This is a genomic window from Knoellia sp. S7-12 (genome assembly GCF_040518285.1).
Lineage (GTDB): Bacteria > Actinomycetota > Actinomycetes > Actinomycetales > Dermatophilaceae > Knoellia.
In genome coordinates this window covers 877904-903694 of sequence record NZ_CP155449.1, presented here as the reverse complement: position 1 = coordinate 903694, position 25791 = coordinate 877904, and the positions used below count along the sequence as shown (strand labels likewise).

24 protein-coding genes and 1 tRNA gene are annotated in these 25791 nt (G+C 68.3%); 11 read left to right on the top strand and 14 right to left on the bottom strand.

The genetic code is table 11. The features are described 5' to 3' along the window. Positions 1 to 70 precede the first annotated feature (70 nt). The gene (locus V6K52_RS04295; RefSeq protein ID WP_353952666.1) at positions 71 to 1606 is read right to left on the bottom strand and encodes an MFS transporter; all 1536 of its coding nucleotides are present in this window, start codon (positions 1604 to 1606) and stop codon (positions 71 to 73) included. An 86-nt stretch (positions 1607 to 1692) separates the two neighbouring features. On the opposite strand from V6K52_RS04295, the gene V6K52_RS04290 reads away from it, so the two are divergent. Further along, positions 1693 to 2175, top strand: a complete 483-nt coding sequence (locus V6K52_RS04290) for a MarR family transcriptional regulator (RefSeq protein WP_353952665.1) — start codon at positions 1693 to 1695, stop codon at positions 2173 to 2175. Between the two features lie 269 nt (positions 2176 to 2444). Here V6K52_RS04290 and tilS read toward each other — a convergent pair whose 3' ends face one another. The 3 genes from tilS to V6K52_RS04275 are packed head-to-tail and all read right to left on the bottom strand — an operon-like array spanning position 2445 to position 6089. Beyond that, entirely contained in the window at positions 2445 to 3512 is a 1068-nt protein-coding gene (gene tilS / locus V6K52_RS04285) for a tRNA lysidine(34) synthetase TilS (RefSeq protein ID WP_353952664.1), read from the bottom strand. Positions 3513 to 3525: 13 nt separating this feature from the next. Next, positions 3526 to 4572, bottom strand: coding sequence for a zinc-dependent metalloprotease (locus V6K52_RS04280; protein ID WP_353952663.1), 1047 nt, complete (start codon positions 4570 to 4572; stop codon positions 3526 to 3528). Between the two features lie 26 nt (positions 4573 to 4598). After that, positions 4599 to 6089 (bottom strand): D-alanyl-D-alanine carboxypeptidase, encoded by a 1491-nt coding sequence (locus V6K52_RS04275; protein ID WP_353952662.1) that lies wholly within the window; start codon positions 6087 to 6089, stop codon positions 4599 to 4601. Positions 6090 to 6179: 90 nt separating this feature from the next. Here V6K52_RS04275 and V6K52_RS04270 point away from each other — a divergent pair, with 90 nt between their 5' ends. Beyond that, on the top strand, positions 6180 to 6821 hold the full coding sequence (locus V6K52_RS04270; RefSeq protein ID WP_353953713.1) for an inorganic diphosphatase: 642 nt from the start codon (positions 6180 to 6182) through the stop codon (positions 6819 to 6821). Here V6K52_RS04270 and V6K52_RS04265 read toward each other — a convergent pair. Further along, a complete protein-coding gene (locus tag V6K52_RS04265; RefSeq protein ID WP_353952661.1) occupies positions 6799 to 7512 on the bottom strand; it encodes a GNAT family protein in 714 nt (237 codons plus the stop codon). The two genes, V6K52_RS04270 and V6K52_RS04265, sit on opposite strands and share 23 nt — an antisense overlap. A 164-nt stretch (positions 7513 to 7676) precedes the next feature. Here V6K52_RS04265 and V6K52_RS04260 point away from each other — a divergent pair, with 164 nt between their 5' ends. Further along, entirely contained in the window at positions 7677 to 8693 is a 1017-nt protein-coding gene (locus V6K52_RS04260; RefSeq protein WP_353952660.1) for a metallophosphoesterase, read from the top strand. A 9-nt stretch (positions 8694 to 8702) separates the two neighbouring features. Here V6K52_RS04260 and V6K52_RS04255 read toward each other — a convergent pair whose 3' ends face one another. After that, on the bottom strand, positions 8703 to 9218 hold the full coding sequence (locus V6K52_RS04255; RefSeq protein ID WP_353952659.1) for an SRPBCC family protein: 516 nt from the start codon (positions 9216 to 9218) through the stop codon (positions 8703 to 8705). Between the two features lie 222 nt (positions 9219 to 9440). Between V6K52_RS04255 and V6K52_RS04250 the strand changes: the two genes are divergently transcribed. Further along, positions 9441 to 10559, top strand: a complete 1119-nt coding sequence (locus V6K52_RS04250) for a glycoside hydrolase family 15 (protein WP_353952658.1) — start codon at positions 9441 to 9443, stop codon at positions 10557 to 10559. Positions 10560 to 10565: 6 nt separating this feature from the next. Here the strand turns inward: V6K52_RS04250 and V6K52_RS04245 are convergent, their stop codons facing one another. Further along, the gene (locus tag V6K52_RS04245) at positions 10566 to 10937 is read right to left on the bottom strand and encodes a MerR family transcriptional regulator (RefSeq protein ID WP_353953712.1); all 372 of its coding nucleotides are present in this window, start codon (positions 10935 to 10937) and stop codon (positions 10566 to 10568) included. 160 nt (positions 10938 to 11097) lie between these two features. Here V6K52_RS04245 and V6K52_RS04240 point away from each other — a divergent pair, with 160 nt between their 5' ends. The 3 genes from V6K52_RS04240 to V6K52_RS04230 all read left to right on the top strand — a co-directional run bounded on the left by V6K52_RS04240 (position 11098) and on the right by V6K52_RS04230 (position 13780). Continuing rightward, positions 11098 to 12597: a SulP family inorganic anion transporter gene (locus V6K52_RS04240; RefSeq protein WP_353952657.1), complete on the top strand. Its 1500-nt coding sequence runs from the start codon at positions 11098 to 11100 to the stop codon at positions 12595 to 12597. 29 nt (positions 12598 to 12626) lie between these two features. Next, entirely contained in the window at positions 12627 to 13013 is a 387-nt protein-coding gene (locus V6K52_RS04235; protein ID WP_353952656.1) for a thioesterase, read from the top strand. A gap of 104 nt (positions 13014 to 13117) precedes the next feature. Continuing rightward, entirely contained in the window at positions 13118 to 13780 is a 663-nt protein-coding gene (locus V6K52_RS04230) for a lysophospholipid acyltransferase family protein (RefSeq protein WP_353952655.1), read from the top strand. Positions 13781 to 13838: 58 nt separating this feature from the next. Here the strand turns inward: V6K52_RS04230 and V6K52_RS04225 are convergent. The 6 genes from V6K52_RS04225 to V6K52_RS04200 form a co-directional block, all read right to left on the bottom strand. Then, positions 13839 to 13912: transfer RNA gene (locus V6K52_RS04225), tRNA-Thr, on the bottom strand. A gap of 221 nt (positions 13913 to 14133) precedes the next feature. Beyond that, positions 14134 to 15684 carry an alpha/beta hydrolase gene (locus tag V6K52_RS04220; protein WP_353952654.1) on the bottom strand — a complete coding sequence of 517 codons (1551 nt, stop codon included), beginning with the start codon at positions 15682 to 15684 and terminating at the stop codon, positions 14134 to 14136. A gap of 66 nt (positions 15685 to 15750) precedes the next feature. Continuing rightward, on the bottom strand, positions 15751 to 16890 hold the full coding sequence (locus V6K52_RS04215) for a DNA polymerase III subunit delta' (RefSeq protein ID WP_353952653.1): 1140 nt from the start codon (positions 16888 to 16890) through the stop codon (positions 15751 to 15753). Beyond that, complete coding sequence (tmk, locus tag V6K52_RS04210) at positions 16887 to 17516, bottom strand: dTMP kinase (RefSeq protein WP_353952652.1); 630 nt, start codon at positions 17514 to 17516, stop codon at positions 16887 to 16889. The genes V6K52_RS04215 and tmk overlap by 4 nt, the downstream gene beginning before the upstream one ends. Before the next feature lie 166 nt (positions 17517 to 17682). Then, a complete protein-coding gene (locus tag V6K52_RS04205; RefSeq protein WP_353952651.1) occupies positions 17683 to 18480 on the bottom strand; it encodes a MerR family transcriptional regulator in 798 nt (265 codons plus the stop codon). 99 nt (positions 18481 to 18579) lie between these two features. Further along, the gene (locus tag V6K52_RS04200) at positions 18580 to 19302 is read right to left on the bottom strand and encodes a TetR/AcrR family transcriptional regulator C-terminal domain-containing protein (protein ID WP_353952650.1); all 723 of its coding nucleotides are present in this window, start codon (positions 19300 to 19302) and stop codon (positions 18580 to 18582) included. Positions 19303 to 19424: 122 nt separating this feature from the next. Between V6K52_RS04200 and V6K52_RS04195 the strand changes: the two genes are divergently transcribed. The 3 genes from V6K52_RS04195 (at position 19425) to topA (ending at position 24369) form a co-directional block, all read left to right on the top strand. Further along, complete coding sequence (locus tag V6K52_RS04195) at positions 19425 to 20477, top strand: NAD(P)-dependent alcohol dehydrogenase (protein WP_353952649.1); 1053 nt, start codon at positions 19425 to 19427, stop codon at positions 20475 to 20477. Positions 20478 to 20545: 68 nt separating this feature from the next. Continuing rightward, complete coding sequence (aroE, locus tag V6K52_RS04190; RefSeq protein WP_353952648.1) at positions 20546 to 21406, top strand: shikimate dehydrogenase; 861 nt, start codon at positions 20546 to 20548, stop codon at positions 21404 to 21406. A gap of 86 nt (positions 21407 to 21492) precedes the next feature. Next, positions 21493 to 24369, top strand: coding sequence for a type I DNA topoisomerase (gene topA, locus V6K52_RS04185; RefSeq protein WP_353952647.1), 2877 nt, complete (start codon positions 21493 to 21495; stop codon positions 24367 to 24369). Between the two features lie 82 nt (positions 24370 to 24451). Here topA and V6K52_RS04180 read toward each other — a convergent pair whose 3' ends face one another. Continuing rightward, complete coding sequence (locus V6K52_RS04180; RefSeq protein WP_353952646.1) at positions 24452 to 25219, bottom strand: maleylpyruvate isomerase family mycothiol-dependent enzyme; 768 nt, start codon at positions 25217 to 25219, stop codon at positions 24452 to 24454. Positions 25220 to 25337: 118 nt separating this feature from the next. On the opposite strand from V6K52_RS04180, the gene V6K52_RS04175 reads away from it, so the two are divergent. After that, positions 25338 to 25790 (top strand): SCP2 sterol-binding domain-containing protein, encoded by a 453-nt coding sequence (locus V6K52_RS04175; protein WP_353952645.1) that lies wholly within the window; start codon positions 25338 to 25340, stop codon positions 25788 to 25790. The last annotated feature ends 1 nt before the right edge of the window (position 25791 follow it).

Sequence of the window (25791 nt, the reverse complement as noted above, 5' to 3'; positions counted from 1 at the left end):
CGTTCCTGGGTCAATCCGGTTGGTCGCGTCCTAGTCAACCGGACGCGACCAACCGGAGGACACCCGGGGATCACCCGGATGTCACCTCGGTCACCGCCGACGTGTCCCCTGCGATCACGCGGGGGCGGCGTCCGAGGAAGATCAGGGTGCCGATGAGGCCGATGGACGTGAGCACGATGACGACCGTGATGGACGGGACGACACCCGGCGGGAGCTGCGTCGGGTCCGGGACCGCGCCTTGCGACGCCGTGGCCGTGATCGCGGTGACGACCGCGATCATGAGCGCCCCACCCACCTGGACGAAGGTGTTGAGCAGACCGGACGCGAGGCCCTGTTCGTCGTCGTCGACGCCGGCCGTGGCCTGGGCGTTCACGGCCGGGAAGGTCAGCGCGAAGCCGATGCCGAGCAAGAGCATCGTCGGCAGGAGGAAACGCACGTAGGGCTGGTCCGGGCGGGCCAGGAGGAACCACGCATAGGCCAGGACGAACGACACCAGACCCACGGCGACGAGCACCCGCGTGTCGGCGCGGTTGAGCAGGCGGTCGATCCGCAGCGCCGACGCCAGGACGATGAGCCCCGCGGGCAGGAAGCCGAGGGCCATGCCGATCGCTGACCACCCCAGCTGCTCCTGGAGATAGAGGCTCACGAGGAACTGGAAGGCGGCATACCCACCGAACATGACGAGCCCGGCGAGGTTGGCGTGGACGAGCGCCGCCGAGCGGAGGATGCCCAGGCGCACGAGCGGGTGAGAGTGGCGCTGCTCGATGACGACGAACGCGACCATGAGGATGGCTGCTCCGACGAAGCCGGCGATGGTGGTCGCCGACGCCCATCCGACGCCAGGTGCGCGCACCACGGTGAGCACGAGGAGCAACAGGGCGAGCGTCGACGTGAGTGCGCCGGCGATGTCGAACCGCTTGAACGAGAACGGCTCCGACGCCGAGCGCGGGATGACCTTCCAGCCGAGGAGGAATAGCGCGAGGGCGACCGGTCCGGGGAAGAAGAGCGCTGCGCGCCACGAGATCTCGGTCAGCAGACCTCCCGCGACGAGGCCGAGGGAGAAGCCGCTGGCCCCGCAGACGGTGTAGATCGAGAAGGCCCGGTTGCGGGCCGCACCCTCGGCGAACGTCGTCGTGATGATCGACAGCCCGGCAGGGACGGTGAAGGCGGCAGAGATGCCCTTGATGAAGCGCAGGGCAACGATGAGCGTGGGGGCGTCCACGAGCGCACTCACGACCGAGGCGATGCCGAAGACGAGGGCCGCCGCGAGGAAGGCTCGACGGCGTCCGAGGAGGTCGGAGGCACGTCCTCCCAGCAGGAGGAACCCGCCGTAGCCGAGGATGTAGCCGGAGATCAGCCACTGCGCCGAGGATGCCTCGAGGTCCAGCGCCTGACGAATCTCGGGGAGCGCGACACCGATCATCGAGAGGTCGAGACCATCGAGGAACAGGACGGCGCCGAGGACGAAGACGAGGAGCCAGATCTTCGACGTCCACTCGGTGTGTTCGTCGACGACGAGGTGGTCGGGCTCCCCTGTCGCGGTGGTGGCGGAGCCCAGGTCCCGGGTCGCGAGGTCGGTGTCTGGCGGTGAGGTCGAGGTGGACATGGGGCAACTCTCATGCATGTGCATTGAATGTGCAAGCAAATAATGCGGAAACAACAGATTCATGCGCATGTGTTAAGGTGCGCAGCGTGAAGGGCTCCCCTCAGGTCGACCTCGCCGCCGAGGACACCGCCGCCGCGTCGCCCATGGACGACGACGAGCTGGCTCAGGGCTGGGCGATGCTCATGCAGCGCTACCAACGCCTCACCTGCACCCTCGATCGCACCCTCATGGCCGAGCACGAGCTGACCTCAAGTGAGTTCAACGTCCTTGAAGCCCTGTGCGTCGCGGAGCCCGCGGACCTCAAGATGGCTGACCTCGGCGGTCACGTGCACCTCACTCAGTCCGCCCTCTCGCGCCTGGTCGGTCGCCTGGAGACCGCCGGACTCGTGCACCGCGAGATGTGCTCGAACGACCGACGCGCGGTGTTCGCCCGCCTCACCACCGAGGGCCGCGAGCGCTACGCATCCGCGAAGCCGACGCAGCGGGCCGTCCTGCGCAGCGAGGTCGAGGCTCCGCACTCCCCCGAGGCTGACGCCTTCGTGAGTGCCTGCACGCAGACCTCCGGCTGAGCGCCTCTCACGCCGGTCGGCTTGAGCCGGCCTGACCCAGCGCCGGTCACGAGCTGACTCCTGCCACCCCGACGGGCCCTTGGACGAAGTCAATAACTTCCTCGTTTGGCGGTGCCGCCGAATGACCTGAATCCTTTGCGTACCCGCGCGCACCTCGCACCGACCCGGGCGAGTAGGCGCGTTCAGGTCAGCGGGTCGAGGTCTCCGAGGATCGCCTCCGCCGCAGACGTGCTGACATACAGCAGCTTGCGATGCGGTAGCTCACCATCTCAATCGCCCTCGGGATCTGGGCTCGCCTGTGCCACAACGTATCCATCGCGTCGCATGACACGAATTCTCCCCGGGGCGTCGATGGCTCCCTGTCCGTGCCAGTTCGCCACCAAGGCGTCGCAGGCCTCGGTATGCCGTGTGCTCACCTGCCCGGCCGGCGCACCGGCCGCGACGAGGAGCCTTCTCCAGACCCTGGTGCGCACAGCCCGGGGCAGGCCGGCGATGGATGCAACCTCCCACGGCCCGACCCCGAGTGCAGTCGCCGCCTCGTGAGCCAGGGCCTCGAGGTGGTCGGCGTCCTCACGAAGCTGATCGGCCGAACGCCCCAGTGCCGCAACAATTCCGGGCCCGAGGTCAGCCTCGAGGTCGGCCACCGCACGCCGTGCGCGCACGCGAGTGAAGGCGGGGTCGTCGTTCATCGGGTCATCCCACCACTGCACCCCTTCGGCGTCGAGCGACTCACGGCATTCGGCGCGCGTCACACCCAGGAGTGGTCGCCGATAGATCCCACGCGCGGCTGCCATTCCCGCGAGCGAGCGCGCGCCCGACCCCCGGACAAGACCGAGCAGCACCTGTTCGGCCTGGTCGTCGAGGGTGTGCCCGAGCAGGACCACCGCGGCCCCGAGCCGCTCCGCGACACCGGACAACGCGGCATACCGGGAATCTCTGGCGGCGGATTCGAGTCCGGAACCGCTGTCCGACACCGCAACTCGCTCGACGATGACCGGATCGAGACCCAGGCCGCGCAATGAAGTGGCCGCCCGCGCGGCCACGTCATCGGATCCTGCCTGCAGGTCGTGGTCGACGACTACCGCACCGGCGGTCCACGACGCATGCCGAGCCTCGTGGGCCACGGCCTCGGCCAGCGCCATCGAGTCGCCGCCCCCCGAACACGCAACCAGCACCATCGGTGTCCCGAACTCGCCAATTCCCCCGTTCGTGACAGGACCGCCGGTCCCCAACGGGGGAGTTGGCGAGTTCGGGACGGGACGAGAAGGTGCGAGGTCCGCGAGAGCCGAGCGAACGGCATACCGGATCTTCGCCGTCGACGGATGCGGACCGGACACGAGACGCCTCGGCTCAGCCGTGCACGCGAGTGACCCAGGCGCCCGGATCGGTGATCTCGAGGGGCTGGGGCAGGGTGTCGGGTGAGGTCCAGATGGCGTTGAAACCATCGACACCGACGCGGTCCTGGACGCCACGCACGAACGCTGCACCGTCCTTGTACTGACGCATCTTGGCCTCGAGACCGAGCAACCGTCGCAGCATCTTGTCGACGGCCCCGGCACCCTTGCGGCGCTCGGTGAACTTCGCGCGGATCTGCGCGACCGACGGGATGTGGGCGGGGCCCACGTCATCCATGACGACGTCGGCGTGACCCTCGAGGAGCGACATGACAGCAGTGAGTTCGGCGAGCTTGGCGCGCTGCTCGGGCGTCGTCACGAGGTCGGTGATGCCGCCGGAACCGCTGCTGAAGAGCTCGGGGAGCTTCTCGGCGAGGCGCCTGGTGAGTTCCTGGATGCGCTCCTGGTCGGGTGCCATGTCAGTGGCGAGCTGGCGGGCCTCGGCGATCATGTGGTCGCGCAGCCAAGGGACGGCCGTGAACTGCACGCGGTGCGTCTCTTCGTGCATGCACACCCACGCGCGGAAGTCCTCGGCGTCGACGCCGAGCTCACGCCGCGTCTGCATGAGGTTGGGGGCGACGAGCAGGAGTGCGGGAGTGCCGCCGGGGGCGAGGTCGTACTGCCCCAGGACCTTGCTCGACATGAAGGCGAGCAGCGCACCGGCCTCGGCTCCCGTGACCTTGCCGCCGATGGCCGCACCGACACCACTCGGCGCGGCGCCTCGCTGGCTCGCGATCTGCTCGAACGCCGGGTTGAGCATCGCGCCCATCGAGTCGGCGTTCATCGAGATCCAGGTCGGGCGGTCGACGACGAGCGCCTCGGGTGCACCGTCAGGGGTGGAGAGGCGAGAGGTCTCGGCGACCGGACTGTGGGCTCGGCGGGCGGCCGCGCGGATCGCTTCGACCTCCGCGGCGGCCTCGTCGGGCGACACGCTCGGACCGGCCGCGACGAGGGTCCGTCCGGTGGTCTTGGCGAACTCCCAGTCGACGTAGTTGTTGCTCACGTGCCCTCCTCAGTGCCAGCCCTGCTTCAGCGACAGCCGCACAGAGTCAGTGCGGTGACGAACCGATCCAACGCCGCGCGTGCACCGAGCGTTCCCGATGAGGGTGGCACACGGTCGGCGAGCACGACGAACGTCAGCAGGCGGCCATCGGCCGTCACGGTCGTCCCGGCAAGACTCGAGATGCCCGTCAGCGTGCCAGTTTTGGCGCGGGGTATGCCGGCCGCGGCCTTGGTCTGCATGCCGGTGAAGCGGTCGGCGAGGGTCCCGCTGAGACCGGCCACGGGGAGGTTGCTGACGACCTCGCTCAGCCACGGCTTGCGGTCGGTGGTCGCGAGGGTGAGGACGTCGCTGAGGGTTGTCGCGGTGACGAGCTGACCGTAGGCAAGGCCACTCGTGTCGAGCGCGACATATCCCGTGACATCGATGCCGGCCGCGATCAAGGACTCCCGGACGAAGGCGGGGGGCGCTGCGAGCGAGGCAGCCGAGGTTCCCGCGGCCGCCATGGCCTGGCGGACGAGGTTCTCGGTGAGGGCGTCATCACTGTCGCCCAGAGCCAGCTCGACGACCTCGCGATAGGTCGCCGACTCCACCGATCCCAGCTCCTGAGCCGCAGCGGGGGGCCGGCTCCCCTGACCGCTGAACGGTGCGACAGTCGTTGTGACCCCACGCTGGGTGATGAGCGTCGCCAGCGTCTTGGCCACCGACACCTCAGCGACAGCCACCGAGGTGCGCCCGATGCGCGGACGCTCCGTGGCGCGACCCAGCATCGCCACTCCCTGGGTGAAGCCGTCCCGGACATCGTTCGGGTTCCACTTCGCCGGATAGCGCGGACCAGCGGCATAGCTGGCGTCAACCTTGAGGGTCACCGCCGTGAGCCGGCGATCGCGCAGGGACTGGGCAACCTCGTCAGCGAGAGTGGCCAGCCCTGCGTGACCGGCAACTGACGTCGTGTCGGACGCACCGTCACCCAGCCTGGTGTCACCACCGGCGACGAGGACGACCTCGCCCGGACCATCGCCCGTGACGACCTTGGTGCTCATCCGGGCGTCGGGCTCCAGGTGCTCGGTCATGGCCACGGCCGCAAGGAGCTTGAGGGTGGACGCGGGTGCGCGGGGCACGGTCGGCTGCACGGCATACAACTCGTTCCCCGTCACTCCGTCTCGCACACTGATGCCCACGGTGGGACCCAGCCACGGGTCCCTGGCAAGCGGGGCAAGAACCTTGGTGAGGCCAGCGGTCGTCGGGGCTGCGGTGGGTGCGGTGGTCGGCGCGGTGGAGGGGGTGGCCGCGCCACGCGACGAGGAGGCGCTGGGCGACGTGCTCCCACCAGGGGCTGCGGCGCTCGGCAACGGGGCCCAGTCGGTCGACGCTGACGCCGTGCCGGTCGGAGTCGGCGGGTCGACGGGGGCGCCGTCATAGGTGAGGATTCCCGGCGCCACGTCCACGACGTCGGCGGCTGCATAGCCCACACCGCCCACGAGAAGACACGTGACCCCCGCCACAACTGCCCGTCGCATCCGACCCCTTCTCCTGCAGCGCCCGAAACATGCGGGACAATGTTCCCCGAGCGTAGGTCATTGACACCCATTCGAAAGAAGGCCACCACCGTGGAGTTCGACGTCACCATCGAGATCCCCAAGGGTCAGCGCAACAAGTACGAGGTGGATCACGAGACCGGACGCATCCGCCTCGACCGGATGCTGTTCACCTCGATGGCTTACCCGTCGGACTACGGCTACATCGAGAACACCTTGGGTGAGGACAGCGACCCGCTGGACGCCCTGGTCCTGCTCGACGAGCCGACCTTCCCGGGTTGCCTCGTGAGCGCTCGCCCGATCGGCATGTTCCACATGCGCGACGAGGCCGGCGGCGACGACAAGATCCTGTGCATCCCCGCGGGCGACCCGCGCAAGGCGCACATCAAGGAGCTCGAGGACATCAGCGAGTTCGACCGCCTCGAGATCCAGCACTTCTTCGAGACCTACAAGGACCTCGAGCCCGGCAAGTCCGTCGAAGGCGCCCACTGGGCCGGCCGCGAGGACGCCGAGCGCACCATCAACGAGGCCGTCCAGCGAGCCAAGGACGCCGGCATGTCCACGGCTCGTTGGCGTATGCCGGAGGGCCACGACGATGACGCCCACGCAGCTTCCGCTGCGCGCACCGAAGAGGAGCACGCCGCAGCCCGGGCCAAGGCCAAGGAGGAGCTCGCCACCAAGGAGAAGCCCCTCAGCGACTCCCCCCACGCTTGAGCGAGTCGCGCTGGCGGCCCGCGTCGTCGAAGTTGTCCGGGTCGAGCCACTCCTCGTGGGTCGCTCGCACCTCTGGCCACTCCTCGCCCGTGACCGAGAACCAGTCGGTGTCGCGATTGCGGCCCTGGGTGACCATGTGGTTGCGGAACTGGCCCTCGTAGGTGAATCCGAGGCGCAGGGCAGCTCGACGTGACGGCTCGTTGAGGCTGTCACACTTCCACTCGAAGCGGCGATAGCCCAGGTCGTCGAAGGCGTAGCGCATCAGCAGGTGGATGGCCTCTGTGGCGGCACGGGTCCGTTGCAAGGACTGGGCGTAGAGGACTCCAGCGACCTCGACCTGACCCGTGCGCGGGTCGATCCGGTGGAAGGACGCGATCCCGCTCGCCAGCCCGGCACGCTCGCCCTCCTCAGGGACCAGCGCGAAGGTCAGGGTTCCCGGAGCCTCCATCACCTCGGCCAGGTGCATCCAGAGGCTGGCCAGCGAGGTCGGCTTGGCGATCGGCCGATAGGTCCAGAACGCGTCATCATCCGGACCGCAGAGCGCAGCGAACAGATCCGCGTAGTGCACGGAGTCCAGTGGCACGACCCGCAGGTAGCGGCCCTGCAACGTCACGGGCTCGGGCTCGGGTCGGGGCTCCCACTCGGGCACCACGTCTCCGACGGACTGACCGAAGGCATTGAGTTCTGTCACGGAGCGAGCCTAGGTCAGGCCCTGCGCACCCTGGCGTCCCCATTGTTCGGAGACCCCGAAGGGCATACGCCTCCTCGTCCCAAGGTTTCATCCGCACGGCCCGATGCGTTCACCGGACTTCGATTGAGTGGGGATCTGCCCCCTCCACCCTGAGGAGAACCGCTGTGAAGCCTTTTGCGTATGCCGTCCTGCCCGCCACCGTGGTCGCGCTCGCTGCCGCTCTCGTCGCCCCAATGGGGGCGGCCTCCGCCGACCCTGCGCCGGCGAAGAAGGATCACTTCGCCGTCATCGGCGACGTGCCCTACGGCCCCGCCCAGATCGACCGCTTCCCTGCGTGGATGCAGGAGATCAACGCCGCGGACCCCGAGTTCACGGTCCACGTCGGCGACATCAAGAACGGTTCGACCGCCTGCACCGACGCCTACATCACCGGCATCCGGGCTGTCTTCGACACCATCTCGAACCCGCTGATCTTCACGCCGGGCGACAACGAGTGGACCGACTGCCACCGCCCCAACAACGGTGGCTATGACCCGCTCGAGCGCCTGGACTTCGTGCGGGACACGTTCTATCCGACGCCCGGGCAGACCCTGGGCGAGAAGACCCGCAAGGTGTCGGCCGACACCGCGGCGGGCTACCCCGAGAACGTCCAGTGGCGTGAGGACCGGGTGTCGATGGCAGCCGTGCATGTCGTCGGCAGCAACGACGGGACGCTCCCGTGGACCGGCGCGACGTCCGCCACACCCGAGCAGCTCGCCGAGCAGTCGGCCCGGATGGACAGCGCTCTCTCAACCGTGCGGGCGGCCTTTGCGGACGCCTCTCGCCGCCAGGACCGGGCCGTCGCGATCTTCCTTCAGGCCGACATGTTCGACCCGACCTGGTCACCGACCTATGCCGACGTCTCGGCCTTCAAACCCCTCGTGCAGCTGCTCATCGACGAGTCGAACGCCTACGACGGCGAGACCTATCTGTTCAACGGTGACAGCCACGTCTACAACGAGGACCAGCCCCTGGCGGCCGGCTCAAAGTGGTTGTCGCTCTATGGCGTTGACGGATCCAGTGCGCTCCAGCGGGTCACCGTCGATGGGTCCGGCAACAACACCAACTGGCTCGACGTGACTGTCGGCCGCGACATGGACGAACCCGTCCTCACGTGGCGCAAGGTGCCCTACGTCAACTGAGGTTCGGCCTCAGGCGCTCGGGCTGATCGCGAGGTCGGCGCGCAGGGCCTCAAGGGTCTTGGCGATGTTGCGCTTCTGGAACGCGGCGAAGGTGCGGCCGCCGGTGAGCTTGCTGTCGACCGCGTTGGCGACCGCGTCGGGCCACCGGCGGCGGGCATCACGCCACGTCTCGGTGACCCTGGTGCCGTCTTCGGTGGCCTCGAAGGTGTACTCCCAGCGCGCGATCGCGATTTTGAGCAACGGGGACTTCAGGCCCCAGCCCACGACGTCGAACGCGAACTTCTCACCGGGTTCGGCCGCGACAACCTTGCAGCGTGTCTGCCACCGCACGCCACCACGCTTGTTGGCGCCGACGAACACGTCACCCGCGGAGAGGCTGCCGACGCTTCCTCGCTCGACCTCGGCCCCGGTGTTCTCCGGACTCCACCGACCCATGAGAGTCGGGTCGCTCACCTGCGCATAGACCTCGGCCGGGGTGACCCCGGGGATCTCAACCGAGTCGCTGACCTTCATCTCACGTGCCATGAGCCGAGCCTAAGGTGAGCGGCACATGCGCCTGACGGCGCGGCATACCCAGGCCTTTTCGGTATGCCGTATCCGCCCGGTTCCCGAGACATCCGGTCCTCCTCAGCGTAGGTTCACCGGAATCGAGGAGGTGGATCGATGCGGGGTGGCCTGCGGTGCGTGGTGGTGGCGCTGTGCTGCGCCCTCGTGGCCGCATGCGGGACGCGCCCCACGAGCGAACCCGTGTGGGCCGAGCCTCAACTCAAGACGAGTCCGGACTTCCGGATCAGCGATCACGATCCCGATGGAGCCACGATCGCCAAGGAGTCCCGCGAGTGGATCGCGCGAGGGTCCGTGCCCGGTGCGGGCACTCAGTGGGAGTCCATGAGCCGGTGGGCTCTCGTCGACATTCGACAGCTGATGGCCAGCGGCAAGGCGGCGGGCGGGGCGCCAGCGGCAGGAGCCGCTGCGAACTGGGGCTACTTCTGGCCGCGCGACGGGGCATTCCTCGCGGTCGCTCTGGACCGCACCGGCCACCACGAGGAAGCGCGCCATCTCGTGGATGTGCTGGCGGGGCTGCCCTTCGACGCGGCCGAGGGTTTCGACGCCCGCTATCTGCTCGGTGGGGAGCGAGTGACGCTCGACCCTCGCGGGCCCCAGTCGGACGGGTGCGGGTGGGTGCTGTGGGCACTCGGGTCGATGTCTGCCTCATCGTTGCCGACGTCGACAGCGGGCCTCAGGTCAAAGTGCCTGAACAACATCATGCGACTCACGTGGAGCGGGTGGCAGCTGCCTCCGCCGTCTCCGGACTACTGGGAACTGCACGTCACACAGACCTCTCTCGGCACCGTCGCCCCCATGCTCGCAGGACTGCACGCAACCGCTCGGGCTGGCACGACTTTGGAGCGCCCTCTCGCTGCCGACATGGCCAAAAGGCTTGGAGCGCAGGTGCATTCGCAGATGGGTCCTGAGTTGGAGCGCTTCGGTGACCACGGCGGCCTCGATGCCGCGGTGGCCATGCTCATGCCGCCCTTCGGCCCGTCGGATCGTCGGGTGACGAAGCAGTGGCTGGGCTACCAGAAGGTCGCCCTTCGCTCCTCCGGTGGGCTCGCCCCGGGTGCGGGATGGAAGAACGACGGGACGTCCTGGACCCCAGAGACGGCACTGGTCGCCTACACCGCGGCTGCGTCTGGGCAGGATCGGGTCGCCACGCGCTGGCTCGACTGGCTCGACGACAACCGGACCCCGTGGGGCTCACTGCCCGAGAAGGTCAATCGGTCGGGCGACCCGGCCGGACCGGCGCCGTTGTTGTGGACTGCTGCGTTGGTGCTGCTGACGTTGGACGCACTCGAAGCCGACTGAGCGCCCTCAGGAAAGCTGATGGCCGAGTTGGGCGATGAACTCGTCGGCCATCCCCAGTTGGCTCACGAGTTTCTGGCGGCGTGTGGTGGCCTCGGTGACGAGAGCGGCCAGGCGCTGACGCGCCTGCGCACTGACGTGACCTTGTGCCGCGGGGTCGCGGATGGTCTCGAGGTCGCGCATCGCGGCACCCATCTCGTCGAGGGTGAATCCCAGCGGCTTCATCCGGCGGATGACGAGGACCTTCTCGACGTCGGCCTCGGTGTAGAGCCGAAAGCCTCCGTCAGTGCGTCCCGAAGGTCGCAGCAGCCCGACCTCGTCCCAGTGGCGAAGGCTGCGCAGGGACAGTTCCGTGCGGGCCGCGACCTCACCGATGTGCATCACCGCCGGTTCATCATCCGATGGCGGGGAGGGCGTGGGTGCGTCGTTCACGAGTTGACCATCTCATGCCTTCACGATTTCAACCCTTACGCAACGTGAGGGTATCGTCGGCGCGTCCGTCGGCGCGTCGCCGGCCGTCATCGCCACGATCGGAAACCGCATGAGCACCACCCTGACCCACACGCCCGAGCCGACAGTGCGGGCCGCGCTGCGCTCACCGAAGCTCCTGCGCATCGAGGTGCTCGCCGGACTCGTCGTGGCCCTGGCCCTCATCCCCGAGGCCATCTCGTTCTCGATCATCGCCGGTGTCGACCCGCGCGTGGGACTCTTTGCGTCGTTCACGATGGCGGTCTCGATCGCCTTCCTCGGCGGTCGACCGGCGATGATCTCGGCGGCCACCGGCGCCATCGCGCTCGTCATCGCACCAGTGGTGCGCGAGCACGGGCTGGACTACCTCATCGCGACGGTGCTGCTCGGCGGCGCCCTGCAGATCATCCTCGGTCTCGTGGGCGTGGCGAGGCTCATGAGGTTCATCCCCCGCTCGGTCATTGTCGGCTTCGTCAACGCCCTCGCGATCCTGATCTTCCTCGCGCAGCTCCCGCACATGATCGACGTGCCGTGGCTGGTCTACCCGATGATCGCCGTCGGTATCGCCGTGATCGTCGGGCTGCCGAGAATCAGCTCGGTCATCCCGGCTCCGCTCGTCGCCATCGTGGCCCTCACGGCGTTCACGTTGCTCGCCTCGATCACCATGCCCAACGTGGGCGACGAGGGTGAGCTGCCCGACAGCCTCCCGTCGCTCCTCCTCCCCGACGTGCCCTTCACCCTCGACACCCTCAAGATCATCGCGCCCTATGCGCTGGCGATGGCGCTCGTCGGGCTCCTCGAGTCGCTGCTCACGGCCAAACTGGTCGACGACATCACCGACACCCACTCCGACAAGACGCGCGAGGCCTGGGGGCAGGGCGCCGCCAACGTCATCACCGGGTTCTTCGGCGGCATGGGCGGTTGCGCCATGATCGGCCAGACGATGATCAACGTGAAGGCCTCCGGAGCACGGACCCGTCTCTCGACGTTCCTCGCGGGCACGTTCCTGCTCATCCTCGTCGTCGGGTTCGGCGACGTCGTGGCACTCATCCCGATGGCAGCACTCGTCGCCGTGATGATCATGGTGGCCGTCGGCACGTTCGACTGGCACAGCATCCAGCCGGCGACCCTGCGCCGGATGCCCAAGTCGGAGACGGCCGTCATGCTCTCGACGGTGGCGTTCACCGTCGCCACCCACAACCTTGCCATCGGTGTGGGCGTCGGCGTCCTCGTCGCCATGACGCTCTTCGCTCGCCGGGTCGCGCACCTGACGCAGACGCACCGCGCACTGACCGAGGACGCGGAGGGCGCGATTGCCACCTATCGGGTCACCGGAGAGCTCTTCTTCGCGTCGAGCAACGATCTCTACACCCAGTTCGACTACGCCGACGATCCCGACCGCGTCGTCATCGACCTCAGCGACTCCCACATCTGGGATGCCTCCACGGTCGCGTCGCTGGATGCCATCACGACGAAGTACGCCCGCAAGGGCAAGTCCGTCGAGATCATCGGACTCAACGAGGCCAGCGCCGAGCGGCACGGACGTCTCTCCGGCGAGCTCTCCTCGCACTGAGCTTCAGCCGGGCGTGGACACTTGGGGACATGAGCGAGTCAGTGGGCCAGGCCGGATCGGTCGAGATGACATTCACGGTCACGGAGGCAGACACTGCCGCCGCGCTGGGATCAGGCAGCCTGCCCGTGCTCGCAACACCGCGTCTGCTGGCATGGCTCGAGGCCGCGACATGCTCGGCCCTGGAGCCACTGATCGGCGACGGGCGCACGAGTGTCGGCACCCGTGTCGACCTGCAGCACAGCGCCGCGTCCCCGGTCGGTGCGACGGTCATCGTCACTGCTGACCCGGCATACGCCGATGGGCGTCTGCAACGACTCAGGGTGGGCGGACGGCATACGGACGGCAAGATCGTCGCCACCGGCGAGATCACCCGGGTCATCGTCGACACCGACCGCTTCCTCGCTCGACTCAACTGACCTCGCCGCCGTTGTGGGCGTCCATCTGTGGTGTCGGTGCTCCACGAGGCCCCGACATCACAGGACAGCCCCGACAACAGCCGGCTCTGAGTGAGAATGCGTGGGTGACCTCACCTCGTCAGCACGTGAAGAACGCCGCTGGCTTCGCGCTGGTGTGGGTCGTGGCCAAGGCTGCCCACCGCGTGCGATTCCGGACGACGGGGTCGGTCCCCCGCACGGGACCGGTCATCCTCGTGGCCAACCACCTCACGATGACCGACCCGCTCGCCGTGGCACGGGTGGCGATCGGGCACCGGCGCTTCCCGCACTTCCTCGCGATGCAGGAGGTGTTCGGTTGGCCGGGTGTCGGCGCGCTGGCGCGAGCGACCGGGCAGATCCCGGTGGCGCGCGGTTCGGCGTCGGCGGCCGACGCCCTCGACAGCGCGTCGGAGCGGCTCACCCAGGGCCAGCTCGTCGCGCTCTATCCGGAGGGACGACTCACCACCGAGCCTGACCAGATGCCGGGTCCGGCGCGAACCGGTGCAGCGCGCCTGGCTCTGCGCCACCCCGAAGCGCCAGTCATCCCTGTGGGCACGTGGGGACCCAAGCAGGGCAACGAACACCTCTGGCACCGCCACACGGCATGCCTCTCGGTCGGGCCGCCGGTCGATCTCTCGGCCTGGGCCGGGCGCACCGACGACGCGGCGGCTCGTGAGGTCACCGACGCGATCATGGCCGCGATCCGCGACGAGATCGCCCACGCCAAGCAGATGTGGCACGCCCGCTGACCCCTCGTCGTCGCCGACAACCAGAAACGCCCCCGACCGGAGTCGAGGGCGTCTTCTGAGCCGCTTATCGGAATCGAACCGATGACCTATTCATTACGAGTGAATCGCTCTGGCCGACTGAGCTAAAGCGGCGTGGCGCCCGAACCGAGGGTCAAGCACGCGCCGGACGAGTATACGAACAACTTCGCCCCATCCCGAAATCGGGCCACCATCCGCTGTGGACCTCACGCCGGGCGGGCCGACGGACATGCAGTGCACCCGCTCAGGCCACAAGCGGGTGCTGCGCTGAGCATGGGAGGTGAGCGGACGGCATACCCATTGCATGTCCGTTGGCACCTCGCGGCATCAGCCGATCAGCACTTGAGGCCGTCCTGGGGCACCGTGCCCTTGAGATAGAACTCGTCGATCGGCTTGTCGACGCAGCCGTTGGACCGCATGTAGGCCGTGTGCCCGTCACCGTCGTACGTGATGAGTGAGCTCTTGGCGAGCTGGTCGTTGAGGCGAACCGACCACTCGTAGGGCGTGGCCGGGTCGCGGGTCGTGCCCACGACGACGATCGGGTCAGCCCCCTCGGCGGTGACCTTCTTGGGCGGCTCGGACGATCGCTCGGTCTTCACCGGCCAGGAGCCACACGTCATCGAGGACCACGCGAGGAACGGGCCCCACGTCGGAGCGTCAGCCTCCGAGGCCTTCGCCAACGCCGCATGCTCGGCGATGTCGGCCGACTCAGGCTTGTCGAGGCAGTTCACTGCATAGATGACTTCCATGATGTTGCCGCTGTAGCCGCCGTTGGGCACGCGGTCGGCATAGCTGTTGGCGAGGCCCATGAGCTCGGATCCGTCGCCATCGAGTGCCCCTCGCATGGCCTCGACGAGCGTGTCCCACATGCCTTCGTCGTACATCGCCGATGCGATACCCGTCGACGCCCACCCCTCGGTGAGCTCACGGACGGCGGTGTCTCCCGTCTTGGGCAGGGGCGCCTCGTCGACCTGCGCGAGGAAGTCACGGATCCCCTGCATGACCTCGTCGACTGACCCACCGAGCGGGCACTCACCCTTGTCGATGCAGAACTGGGCCCATGCCCGCGTCGCAGTTTCGAAGCCCTTGGCCTGACCGAGGTTCACCTCGGCCGACGTGAGGTCAGGCGCGACGACCCCGTCGAGGACGAAGCGCCCGACGAGCTGAGGGAAGAGGTCGGCATACGTCGCGCCGAGGTAGGTCCCATAGGACTTCCCGAGGTAGTGCAGCTTCTCCTCCCCCAGGCGCGCGCGCAGGATGTCCATGTCCTTGGCCGCGTCGACCGTCGACACGTGGCCGAGCAGTGGTCCGGCGTTGGCACCGCACTTCTCCGCAAATCCCTTGGCGTTCGCAGCAAAGGCCTCCTGCTCGGCAGCGTCGTCCGGCGTCTGCTCGGCCCCGAGGAACTGGTCGAGCTCGCCCTCACTCAGACAGTCGATCGGTGCCGAGCGCCCGACACCGCGCGGGTCGAAGCCCACAACGTCAAAGCGTTGGCGCACACCGGAACCCACGATGAAGTCAGCGGCCTTCGCATAGTCGACCCCGGACCCTCCCGGCCCGCCCGGATTGACGACGAGGGCACCGATCCGCTGTGACTGCTTGCGTGCCGGGACGCGAATCACCGCGACCTTGATGGTCTCGCCATCCGGCTTCGCGTAGTCCTGAGGCACCTCGAGCTCGGCGCACTGTCCGCCATCGCACTGGGCCCACTGCAGTTGCTGCGCATAGAACGTGTCCATGCCCTCCATCCCCGCGGGCGGCGTTGTCGGCGCCACTGACGCGGCAGTGTCCGGCCCGCGGTCGAACAGATCCTCGACGGCAGAGCAGCCCGACAGCAGGAGGGCAACGCTGGTCAGGGCAGCGATGGGGGCGACACGACGCAGCATGGCGACGACCCTACGGGCCGACCCTGAGGGTATGCCGTGTGCACCCGTTGCGTGGTCGATGCGACTTCAGCGGGGCAGCCGGAGCTCGAGCGCCATCGCCTCGAGGGCGAGCAACGGCTGGACGTTGGCGGCGATCCGCTCCCGCGCCGTGCCGATCGCATCCATCGCCACGAGCACCCGCACGGGTGAGAGCACTTGGGCGACCTGCTGCACGGTCTGGCGGGCATCCTCGTTGACGAGGGCCGTCTGAGCACCGGTGTGCAGCACCAGCGCGTCGCGATAGACCGACAGCAGGTCGACGAGTGCCCGGTCCATCATGTCTCGCGAGAACCTCGTGGCCCTGGCCTTCTGATCCTTCTCGAGGGACGACACCTGAGAGCGGATGTGCGGGGGTTGGGTTCGCGCCGACGGGTCGCCGCCCAGGATCTCCAGGAGCCTGGCCTTCTCGGCGGCGTCACGTTCGGCCGAGGACGCCTGTGACTCCTCGGTGGCGATCGTCGACAGGTCGGAGGCTGCGTCGATCGCGTCGCCGACGGTGCGGATCTTGGACGCGAGGGTGATGACGTCGTGCCGGCGGATGCGGGCGTGCTCGTCGCGAGCCAACCGACGCGCAAGGCCGACGTGCGACTGAGCCGCGCGGGCGGCATACATGGCCATCGGTGGATCGACGCCATCGCGACGCACGAGCAGGTCAGCCACCGCCTCGACCGACGGGGTGCGCAGGCGCACCTGCCGCGAGCGCGAGCGGATCGTGATGATGACATCCTCGACCGAGGGTGCGCACAGCATCCACACCGTGCGCGGAACCGGCTCCTCCAACGCCTTGAGCAGAGCGTCGGCGGCACGCTCGGTGAGCCGGTCGGCGTCCTCGACGATGATCACGCGGAAGCGACCGACCGACGGGCGGTGGGCCGCGAGTCCGACAAGGTCACGGGCCTGCTCGACCTTGATCGAGAGACCTTCGGTCGCGATGACGTCGACATCGGCATGGGTGCCGTCGGCCGCGGTCCGGCACTCACGGCACTCGCCACACCCGCCCTGCGGACACTGCAGTGCGGCCGCGAAGGCGCGCGCCGCCACCGAACGACCGGAACCCGGCGGACCGGTGAACAGCCACGCGTGGGTCATCGCAGCCGGGTCGGCCACGGCGCGCGACAGGGTCGCGATGGCCGGGTCCTGCCCGATGACGTCGCGCCAGACGCTCATGCGCCCCCACCTTCGAGCAGACCCGACGACTCGAGCCGCCCCAAGACGGCCGCGTGGATCTCGTCAGGCGCGGTCGTGCCGTCGACGACGAGGTAGCGCTCCGGTGACCCTTGGGCCATGGCGAGGTAGTGGTGGCGGATGGCGTCGTGGAAGGTGTCGGCCTCGGCCTCGAGGCGGTCGTGGACCTCGCCACGACGACGACGCCCCTCCTGCGCACTCACGTCGACAATGACGGTCAGGTCAGGCACCAGCGAACCGACTGCCCACATCTGCAGGTTGTGCACCTCGAGAGCACCGAGGTCCCGGCCTGCGCCCTGATAGGCGACGGCCGAGTCGGTGTAGCGGTCGGTGATGACGACGGCTCCCCGGTCCATCGACGGGCGGATGAGCTGGTCGACGTGGTGCGCCTTGTCCGCGGCAAAGAGCAGGGCCTCGGCCCGCGATGACACATGGTCGCCGTGCAGGACGAGGTCACGGATCTGGGCACCCAGAGGCGTCCCGCCGGGCTGCCGCGTCACGACGACCTCACGCCCCAGATCCTCGAGGGCAGCCGCGAGCAGACGCACTTGGGTCGACTTGCCCGCGCCGTCGCCGCCCTCGAAGGCGATGAAGAGTCCCTGTGTCACGCGCCCAAGCCTAGGCGAGCGCGAGGACAGGCGAACCCGACGTACTCACTTGGCGAGCGGACGGCATACGCCGCTGCCCCGGCGACCGGAAGGAAACTGAAGGATCCGGAGGGCGATAAACCCTCCGGATCCCTCAGAAACCACCATGGGGAGCAAAAGTGGGGACTCAGGCGTGGCGGTCGGCGTTCGCGTGGATCGCCTCCCGCACATAGACCGCGAGTCCCGGTGCGATGTCCTCGTACGTCTTCGTGAAGCGCGGGTCGGCGACATACATGTCGGCGAGGTTGCGCTGGAAGTCGTGCGTGCAGTCGTAGAACCACGTGTCGATCTGGACCCGATGCTCCTCGGCGGCGTCCATCGCCTCGGGCGACGTCGCCGGCAGGCCCGCCCGTAGCGCCGCGACGAACGCGTCGTTGACCGCGGCCGACTCGGTCTTGACCTTCTCCCAGTCCGCGACCGTGTAGTTCTTGGTCCGACGAGCCGACTGCTTCCAGGCATCGGTCTCGCCCCAACGCTCCTGCGCCTCGTCCTGGTACTCGTCCTTGAACCCGTCGCCGAAGATCTCCTTGAGGTCCTCGCGGGTTGCCGGCTGCTCGTTCATCTCTCTCTCCAGTGCTCGATCGATCGCGTCGATGAGCCCGTGCAGCTCCTCGACCTTGTCCATGACCGCGTCGCGCTGGCGGCGAAGGTGCTCGAGAGTCGAGCCGTCACCGCGGAGCAGGGCCGCCACCTCGTCGAGGGGCAGGTCCAGCCGCCGATAGGTGACGATCGTCGCCAGGCGCTCCAGGTCGTCCGGGGTGTAGAGGCGATAGCCGGCGCGTGAACGCTCCGACGGGCTCAGCAGCCCGACCTCGTCGTAGTGGTGCAGCGTTCGCACCGTCACCCCGAAGGTCTGCGCCACCTGTCCCACCGTGAGCAGTTCATCCACGCCAGTAGTTTCACGCATCGCAGTCTGTGTCTTCATGGAACAACCGTCCTGCCTCACGTCGCGTGAGGGTCAAGTCGCATTCACGACCAGAACACAACAGTGCGGCGTATGCCGCCCGCTCGCCTTCCGCGTCCGTCAGGCCTTGCTGGGGTGGCGGCGTTCGAGGCCGTCGAGGGTGACGTCGAGCCCGAACTCGAACTCGGTCTGGTCATCGCACCACCCGAGCGTCTGCTCGGGGCCGTCGGTGTGGGCGGCGTTCGCCAGCATCGCCACGAGGTGGGGCACGAGCTCGGCCATCTGGGCGAGGACCTCCTCGGAGTTGTCCTCGCTGCCATCGCCCGGGTCGAAGAGCTCCTGGCTGAAGCCGAGGACGCGACTGCCGAGGGCGTGGAGCGCGTGGTGGGTGAGGTCGTGGCCGAACCCGCCGGCCATGAGGATCGCGACGACACCGTCGAAGTAGCGGATGACCTCGAGGCTCATCGTGGTGCGGGATTGCAGCACGGTCGGCATCCAGGGGTGTCGCAGCATGACGACGCGTGCGGCCAGGGCGCGGGCTCTCAGCGCGCTCTTCCAGTCCTGTGCCGGGTCGATGGCTGCCTCGGCGGCAAGCTCGCCCATCTCCGCGTTGAGCTCGGCCCCGACGTGCTCGACCATGGCGTCCAGGAGCGCCTCCTTGTTGGCCACGTGGTTGTAGAGCGACATCGCCTCGACGCCGAGGTCGGTGCCCAGCCGACGCATCGAGACGGCCTCCAGCCCGGAGGTGTCGGCGAGCTTCACGGCGCGACGGAGCACCCGGTCACGGCTGAGGGGCCTGCGGGTGGCGCGGCTGCCAGCGGTGCGTCTCGCGGGGTTGGTCACGGTGTCCTCCTGTCGGTGCGCATCGTATCCGTTTGGGCCATTGACGTACTTACGCCGTAAGCCCTACCTTACAGCGTAAGTAGTCGGCGAGCCCCGCCGTCGCTGAGCCACTGGAGAACGTCATGACCGAGTCAACGCAGACCCCCACCGCCCAGTCCCCCGCCGGAGAGCACGCCGCAACATCCGTCCCCGCGACGATGCGCTCGGCATTCCATGAGCGCTACGACGCCCCCGAGGAGGTCGTGTCGGTGCGGACTGTCCCCACACCACAGCCGGCCGCCGGCGAGGTCCTCGTCCGGGTTCGCGCGGCCTCGGTCAACGCGCTCGACTGGCACTACCTCACCGGCCTGCCGATGTTTGCCCGACCGAGCCTCGGCCTGCGCCGGCCCAAGCGACAGGTCCCGGGCGCTGACGCCTCCGGCGAGGTGGTCGCGGTCGGTGAGGGCGTGACCCTCCACCACGTCGGCGACCAGGTCTTCGGTGAGATCGACGGCGGCGGCTTCGCCGAGTACGCCCTGGCACCAGAGGACTGGTGGCTCCCCCTGCCCGACGGTGTCTCGCGCGAGCAGGCCACCACGTTGGGGGTCGCCGCCGAGACCGCACTCCAGGGCCTGCGCGACTGGGGCAACCTGCGGGACGGACAACGAGTCCTCATCGCCGGTGCGTCGGGTGGAGTGGGCAGCTTCGCCGTGCGCCTCGCCAAGATCCTCGGAGCCAGCCACATCACCGCGGTGTGCAGCACTCGCAATGTCGACGCCGCCCTGGCCGGTGGCGCGGACCGCGTCATCGACTACACCCGAGAGGACGTCCGCGATCTCGGCGACCGGTTCGACGTCTTCTTCGACAACGCCGGGACGCTGCCCCTGCGCGACTGCCGCAAACTCCTCGTCAAGGGTGGCACCTACGTGTCGATCACGGCCCCCAAGACCAAGTGGGTCAAGCCCATGCCCCGCATGCTGAGCGTCCCGCTCTACTTCGCCTTCACCGGTGAGAAGGCACCCGCGTTCAAGGTCGCGTCACGCAGCGTGGCCGACCAGGCCTGGCTCGCCGAGCAGGTCTCCGCCGGGCGACTCGAGCCCCTCATCGAGCAGCGTTGGTCCCTCGAGGACGCGCCCGAGGTCCTGCGTCGACAGGGCGAGTTCCACGCACAGGGCAAGTCGCTCATCATTCCCTGAACCGCCAGCGGGTATGCCGCACGCTCCCGTTCCATGGCCAACGCACCTTCCCGGTGGGAGGGTGAGTCATGTCCAAGAGCTTCCTCAGCGTGCTGTCCGGGTCCTTCTCCACCCCGGCGGATGACAACCCGACGGTCGCGATGATGGAGGCGGCCTACGCGGCAGCCGGGCTCGACGCCCGCTACGTCAACTGCGACGTGGCCTCCGCCGACCTCGCCGACGCGATCATCGGCGCCCGGGCCATGGGCTGGGTGGGGTTCAACTGCTCGATGCCGCACAAGGTCGCGGTCATCGACCACCTCGACGGGCTCGGCGAGTCGGCCGAGCTCATCGGTGCGGTGAACTGTGTCGTGGCACGCGACGGTGGCCTCATCGGCGAGAACACCGACGGTCGCGGCTTCGTCGAGGCGTTGCGCGAGCTGCGCCACCCGGGCGGCACCCATGTGGTCGTCCTCGGTGCGGGCGGGGCCGGCCGGGCCATCGCCATCGAGATGGCGCTCGCCGGTGCCGGTCATATCACCATCGTCAACCGCAGCGTCGGGCGCGCCGAATCGCTCGCCACCCTCGTCGCAGAGCGCACCGACGCCGAAGCGGACTTCCGGCCGTGGACCAGCGCGTATGCCGTCCCCGCCAGTGCCGATGTCGTCGTCAACGCCACGTCGGTCGGGCTGGGTGACGCCGAGGCCCTCATCGACATCGACCTCGACAGCCTCAGACCCGATCTGCTGGTAGCCGACGTCATCCCGAATCCACCGCACACGGCATACCTGCGCGCGGCAGCGCAACGCGGGGCGCAGACCCTCGACGGACTGGGCATGCTCGTTGCCCAGGGCGCGGTCGCGATCGAGCTGTGGCACGGCGTCAGTCCCAACCGCGATGTGATGCGCGCCCGACTGTCCGAGGTGTTGGGCCTCGAAACGACGAACTGACCCCTACCTGTACCGTCCTTGTCGTTCCCTCGTCGGAGCAGCGACGAATCCGCTGCACGAGGTGATCAGCAAAGGACAGGTACGCCATGAGTCCGACCAGCACGGGCCGCAAGCTCGTCATCGTCGAGTCACCCGCGAAGGCCAAGACCATCGCCGGCTATCTCGGCCCCGACTGGATCGTTGAGGCGTCCGTCGGCCACATCCGCGACATCCCCACCCCGTCGGAGATGCCCGCCGACATGAAGAAGGGCCCCTTCGGCCGCTTCGGTGTCGACGTCGACAACGACTTCGAGCCCTACTACGTCGTCGACGCCGACAAGAAGAAGAAGGTCGCCGAGCTCAAGAAGGCACTGAAGAGCTCTACTGAGTTGTATTTGGCAACAGATGAGGACCGCGAGGGCGAGGCCATCGCGTGGCACCTCCTCGAGACCCTGCAGCCCAAGGTCCCGGTCAAGCGCATGGTCTTCCACGAGATCACCAAGGAAGCGATCCAGCGTGCCGCGGCCAACACCCGCGACCTCGACACCGCCCTCGTCGACGCCCAGGAGACCCGCCGCATCCTCGACCGTCTCTACGGCTACGAGATCTCGCCGGTCCTGTGGCGCAAGGTCAAGGCGGGCCTCTCCGCCGGCCGCGTGCAGTCCGTCGCGACCCGCATCGTCGTCGAGCGTGAGCGCGAGCGCATGGCCTTCCGGTCGGCGAACTACTGGGACGTCGAGGGCGAATTCACGCCCGACTCCGAGTCCTCCGCCTTCACGGCTCGCCTGTCCTCGGTCGACGGCAAGCGCGTCGCCACCGGTCGTGACTTCGGTGACGATGGTCGGCTCAAGGGCGAGGTCGCGCACCTCGACGAGGCCGCCGCCACCGGCATCGCCCACGCGGTCATGGCCGCCGACGTCACGGTCACCAACGTCAGCGAGAAGCCCTACACCCGCCGCCCCAGCGCGCCGTTCACGACGAGCACCCTCCAGCAGGAGGCCTCGCGCAAGCTGCGCCTCAGCAGCAAGAACGCGATGCGGGTCGCGCAGCGTCTCTACGAGAACGGCTACATCACCTACATGCGTACCGACAGCACCGCGCTGTCGCAGTCCGCACTCACCGCTGCCCGCCAGCAGGCGCGCGACCTCTACGGCGGCGACTATGTCCCTGACGCACCGCGCAACTACGCCAAGAAGGTCAAGAACGCACAGGAGGCCCACGAGGCCATCCGCCCCGCCGGTGACCGCTTCCGCACCCCGGCCCAGGTCGCAGGCGAGATCCGCGGCGATGAATTCGCCCTCTATGAGCTGATCTGGAAGCGCACCATCGCCTCGCAGATGGCCGATGCCAAGGGTTCGACGGCGACCGTCAAGCTCGGTGCCACCCTCGATCGCGAGGCGCCCGCAGAGCGGGTCGAGTTCTCCGCCAGCGGAACGGTCATCACGTTCCGAGGCTTCCTCGCGGCATACGAAGAAGGCCGTGACGAGCAGCGCAACGCGAACGCCGACGAGGAGCGTCGCCTCCCCCGCCTGGGCGAGGGCACCGCACTCAAGGTCATCCGTGCCGAGGCCGACGGGCACGACACGTCACCGCCCGCCCGCTACACCGAGGCCACGCTCGTGAAAGCCATGGAGGAGAAGGGTATTGGTCGCCCGTCGACCTACGCCTCCACCATCGGCACGATCCAGGACCGCGGCTACGTCTCGAACCGCGGCAACGCGCTCGTGCCGTCCTGGCTCGCCTTCGCGGTGACGCGCCTCATGGAGGAGCACTTCACCCGGCTCGTCGACTACGACTTCACCGCGTCCATGGAGGAGGACCTCGACCAGATCGCCGGCGGCAACGCCGAGCGCACCACCTGGCTCAAGCGCTTCTACTTCGGCGACGAGGCAAGCTCCAGCGAAGGCCTGCGTGACCTCGTCGCGGACCTCGGTGACATCGACGCCCGCGCCATCTCGACGATCGACATCGGTGACGGCATCGTCGTGCGCGTCGGTCGCTACGGCCCATACGTCGAGGAGGTCGCACCCGCCGGTGTCGACCCCGTCACCGGCGAGGTCTCTGAGGCGTATGCCGCTCCTTCGACTTCCGAGGGCGACTCCGGTGCCGATGGTGCCGACTCCTCCGACAAGCCTGCGACTCCTCGCCGCGCGACGATCAACGACGACATCGCGCCCGACGAGATGACGCCCGAGAAGGCGCGTGAGCTGCTCGCGACCGCCGCCGACGACGGTCGCGTGCTCGGCCAGGAGCCGGAGACCGGCCGCGACATCATCGCGAAGTCGGGACGCTATGGGCCCTACGTGACCGAGGTCTTGTCCCAAGACCCAGCGGACGTCTCGGGTGCGACGAAGTCGCGAGGCAAGGCCAAGGTCAAGCCGCGCACGGCCTCGCTCTTTGCCGACATGGACCTGGCGACGCTCGACCTCGACACTGCACTCAAGCTGCTCTCCCTCCCCCGTGTCGTCGGTCTCACCACCGACAAGGTCACCGGCGAGGACGGCAAGGAGACGTCAGTGCAGGTGGAGATCACCGCGCAGAACGGTCGCTACGGCCCCTACCTCAAGAAGGGCACCGACTCGCGCTCGCTCGAGACCGAGCAGCAGCTCTTCGACATCACGCTCGAGCAGGCGGAAGCAATCTATGCCCAGCCCAAGCAACGTGGCCGGGCTGCCGCCAAGCCGCCACTCAAGGAGTTCGGTCCCGACCCCGTGTCGGGCAAGCCGGTCGTCGTCAAGGACGGTCGCTTCGGCGAGTACGTCACCGACGGCGAGACCAACACGACCCTGCGCCGCGACGACGATCTCGAGACGATGACGGCGGCTCGCGCGTTCGAGATGCTGGCCGACAAGCGCGCCAAGGGTCCGACGACCCGCAAGCGCGCCGCCAAGAAGACGGTGAAGAAGGCCGCGACCAAGAAGACCGCTGCAAAGAAGACCGCGGCCAAGAAGACGACGGCGAAGAAGGCCGCCAAGAAGGCCTGACCCGACCCAGGGCCGCCACATGGGGCCACACGCGCGAGCTACCGCGCGTCTGGCCCCATGGCAGTCACGTCGGGGTTATGGCTCAGATGACGCGGGCGAGCTCACGCCAGCGCGCGAGCATGGCCGCGTCATCGGATACGAGCTCGTCACCGCGGTTCCACAGCCCGAGATAGAGCTCGACCGCCGAGCCGCTGAACGTCGCCTCGACGTCGTCGAGCTCCACCGCATCCGGCGTATGCCGCGTGCTGACCAGTGGCTCGGCGCTCACCTCGACGATCCACGCCTGGTCAACGTCGCTGGGGCGCACCGCGATTCGCAGCGGCACCTCGCTGCGCAGCTGGTACTTCGCCCGCGGCAGGAAGCCGGTGAGCAGCTCGTCGATCCCGTCGCCAGCGACAGGTGAGGAGATCTCGGTGAGGTGAGCGGACGGCATACGCCCGCTTTGTGCGGCACGTGCGTCGACCGCGTGGATCGTCGTCTCGTGGCACTGACGCCGCGTCCAGAACTCTCGCGCGGACGGTGCGTCCTTGAGGAAGACCAGCGCCTCGAGGTCAGCAGGCGCGGACTCGAGCGCAGTGACGAGAGCCGCGCCACCGTCCGCCAGCCATCGGACCGGATCGACCTGAGCCAGTCCCTCCTGCTTGAAGGGCTCCGTGGTGCGCGCGTGCTCGTGGTCACCCACGATGTTGGCCGTGGCCCAGCGGTGGACTGCACCCTGATGGGCGAGCAACTCTCGCACGGTCCATCCGGGGCAGGTCGGGACGGGTGTGTCGAGGCCTCCAGCGGCTGCATCTGCGGCGAGCCGATCGATCGCAGCGGTCAGTGCCTCGAGATGGGACTCACGATTCATGGGTGAATCCTCACCCACGGTGTGACCGGGGGCACTGCAGTCCGCTCCTTGTCGACCTACCTACCCACAAGTAGGGTCGATCGCGATCCCACGTACTTCAATGAGGAGAAGCCCCACGATGACTGACATCGACCCCACGACCTTTGCCACGATGGACCCGGCCGCTTTCGCAGCCACCGTCAAGACGCTCTCCGACAAGGAGATCAACGAGCTCATGGGCGGCGATCACCGCCAGGCCATCCTCGATGCGATCTTCGACCGCTTCCCCACGCTCTTCAACCCCGAGAAGGCCAAGGGCGCCGACGCTCGCGTCAACTGGCGCATCACGGGCGGCCCCGGTGGGAGTGACGACACCTACGCCGTCGTCGTCAAGGACGGCGCGTGTTCGGTCGAGAAGGACCCGACCGAAGAGCCCAAGACCTCGATCATGCTCGGCCCGGCCGAGTTCGCAAAGCTCATCACCGGAGCCGGCAACCCGACGATGATGGTGATGATGGGCAAGATCAAGGCCCGCGGTGACCTCAGCGCGGCCATGGCCTTCCAGAACTGGTTCGACACCCCCAAGGCCTGAT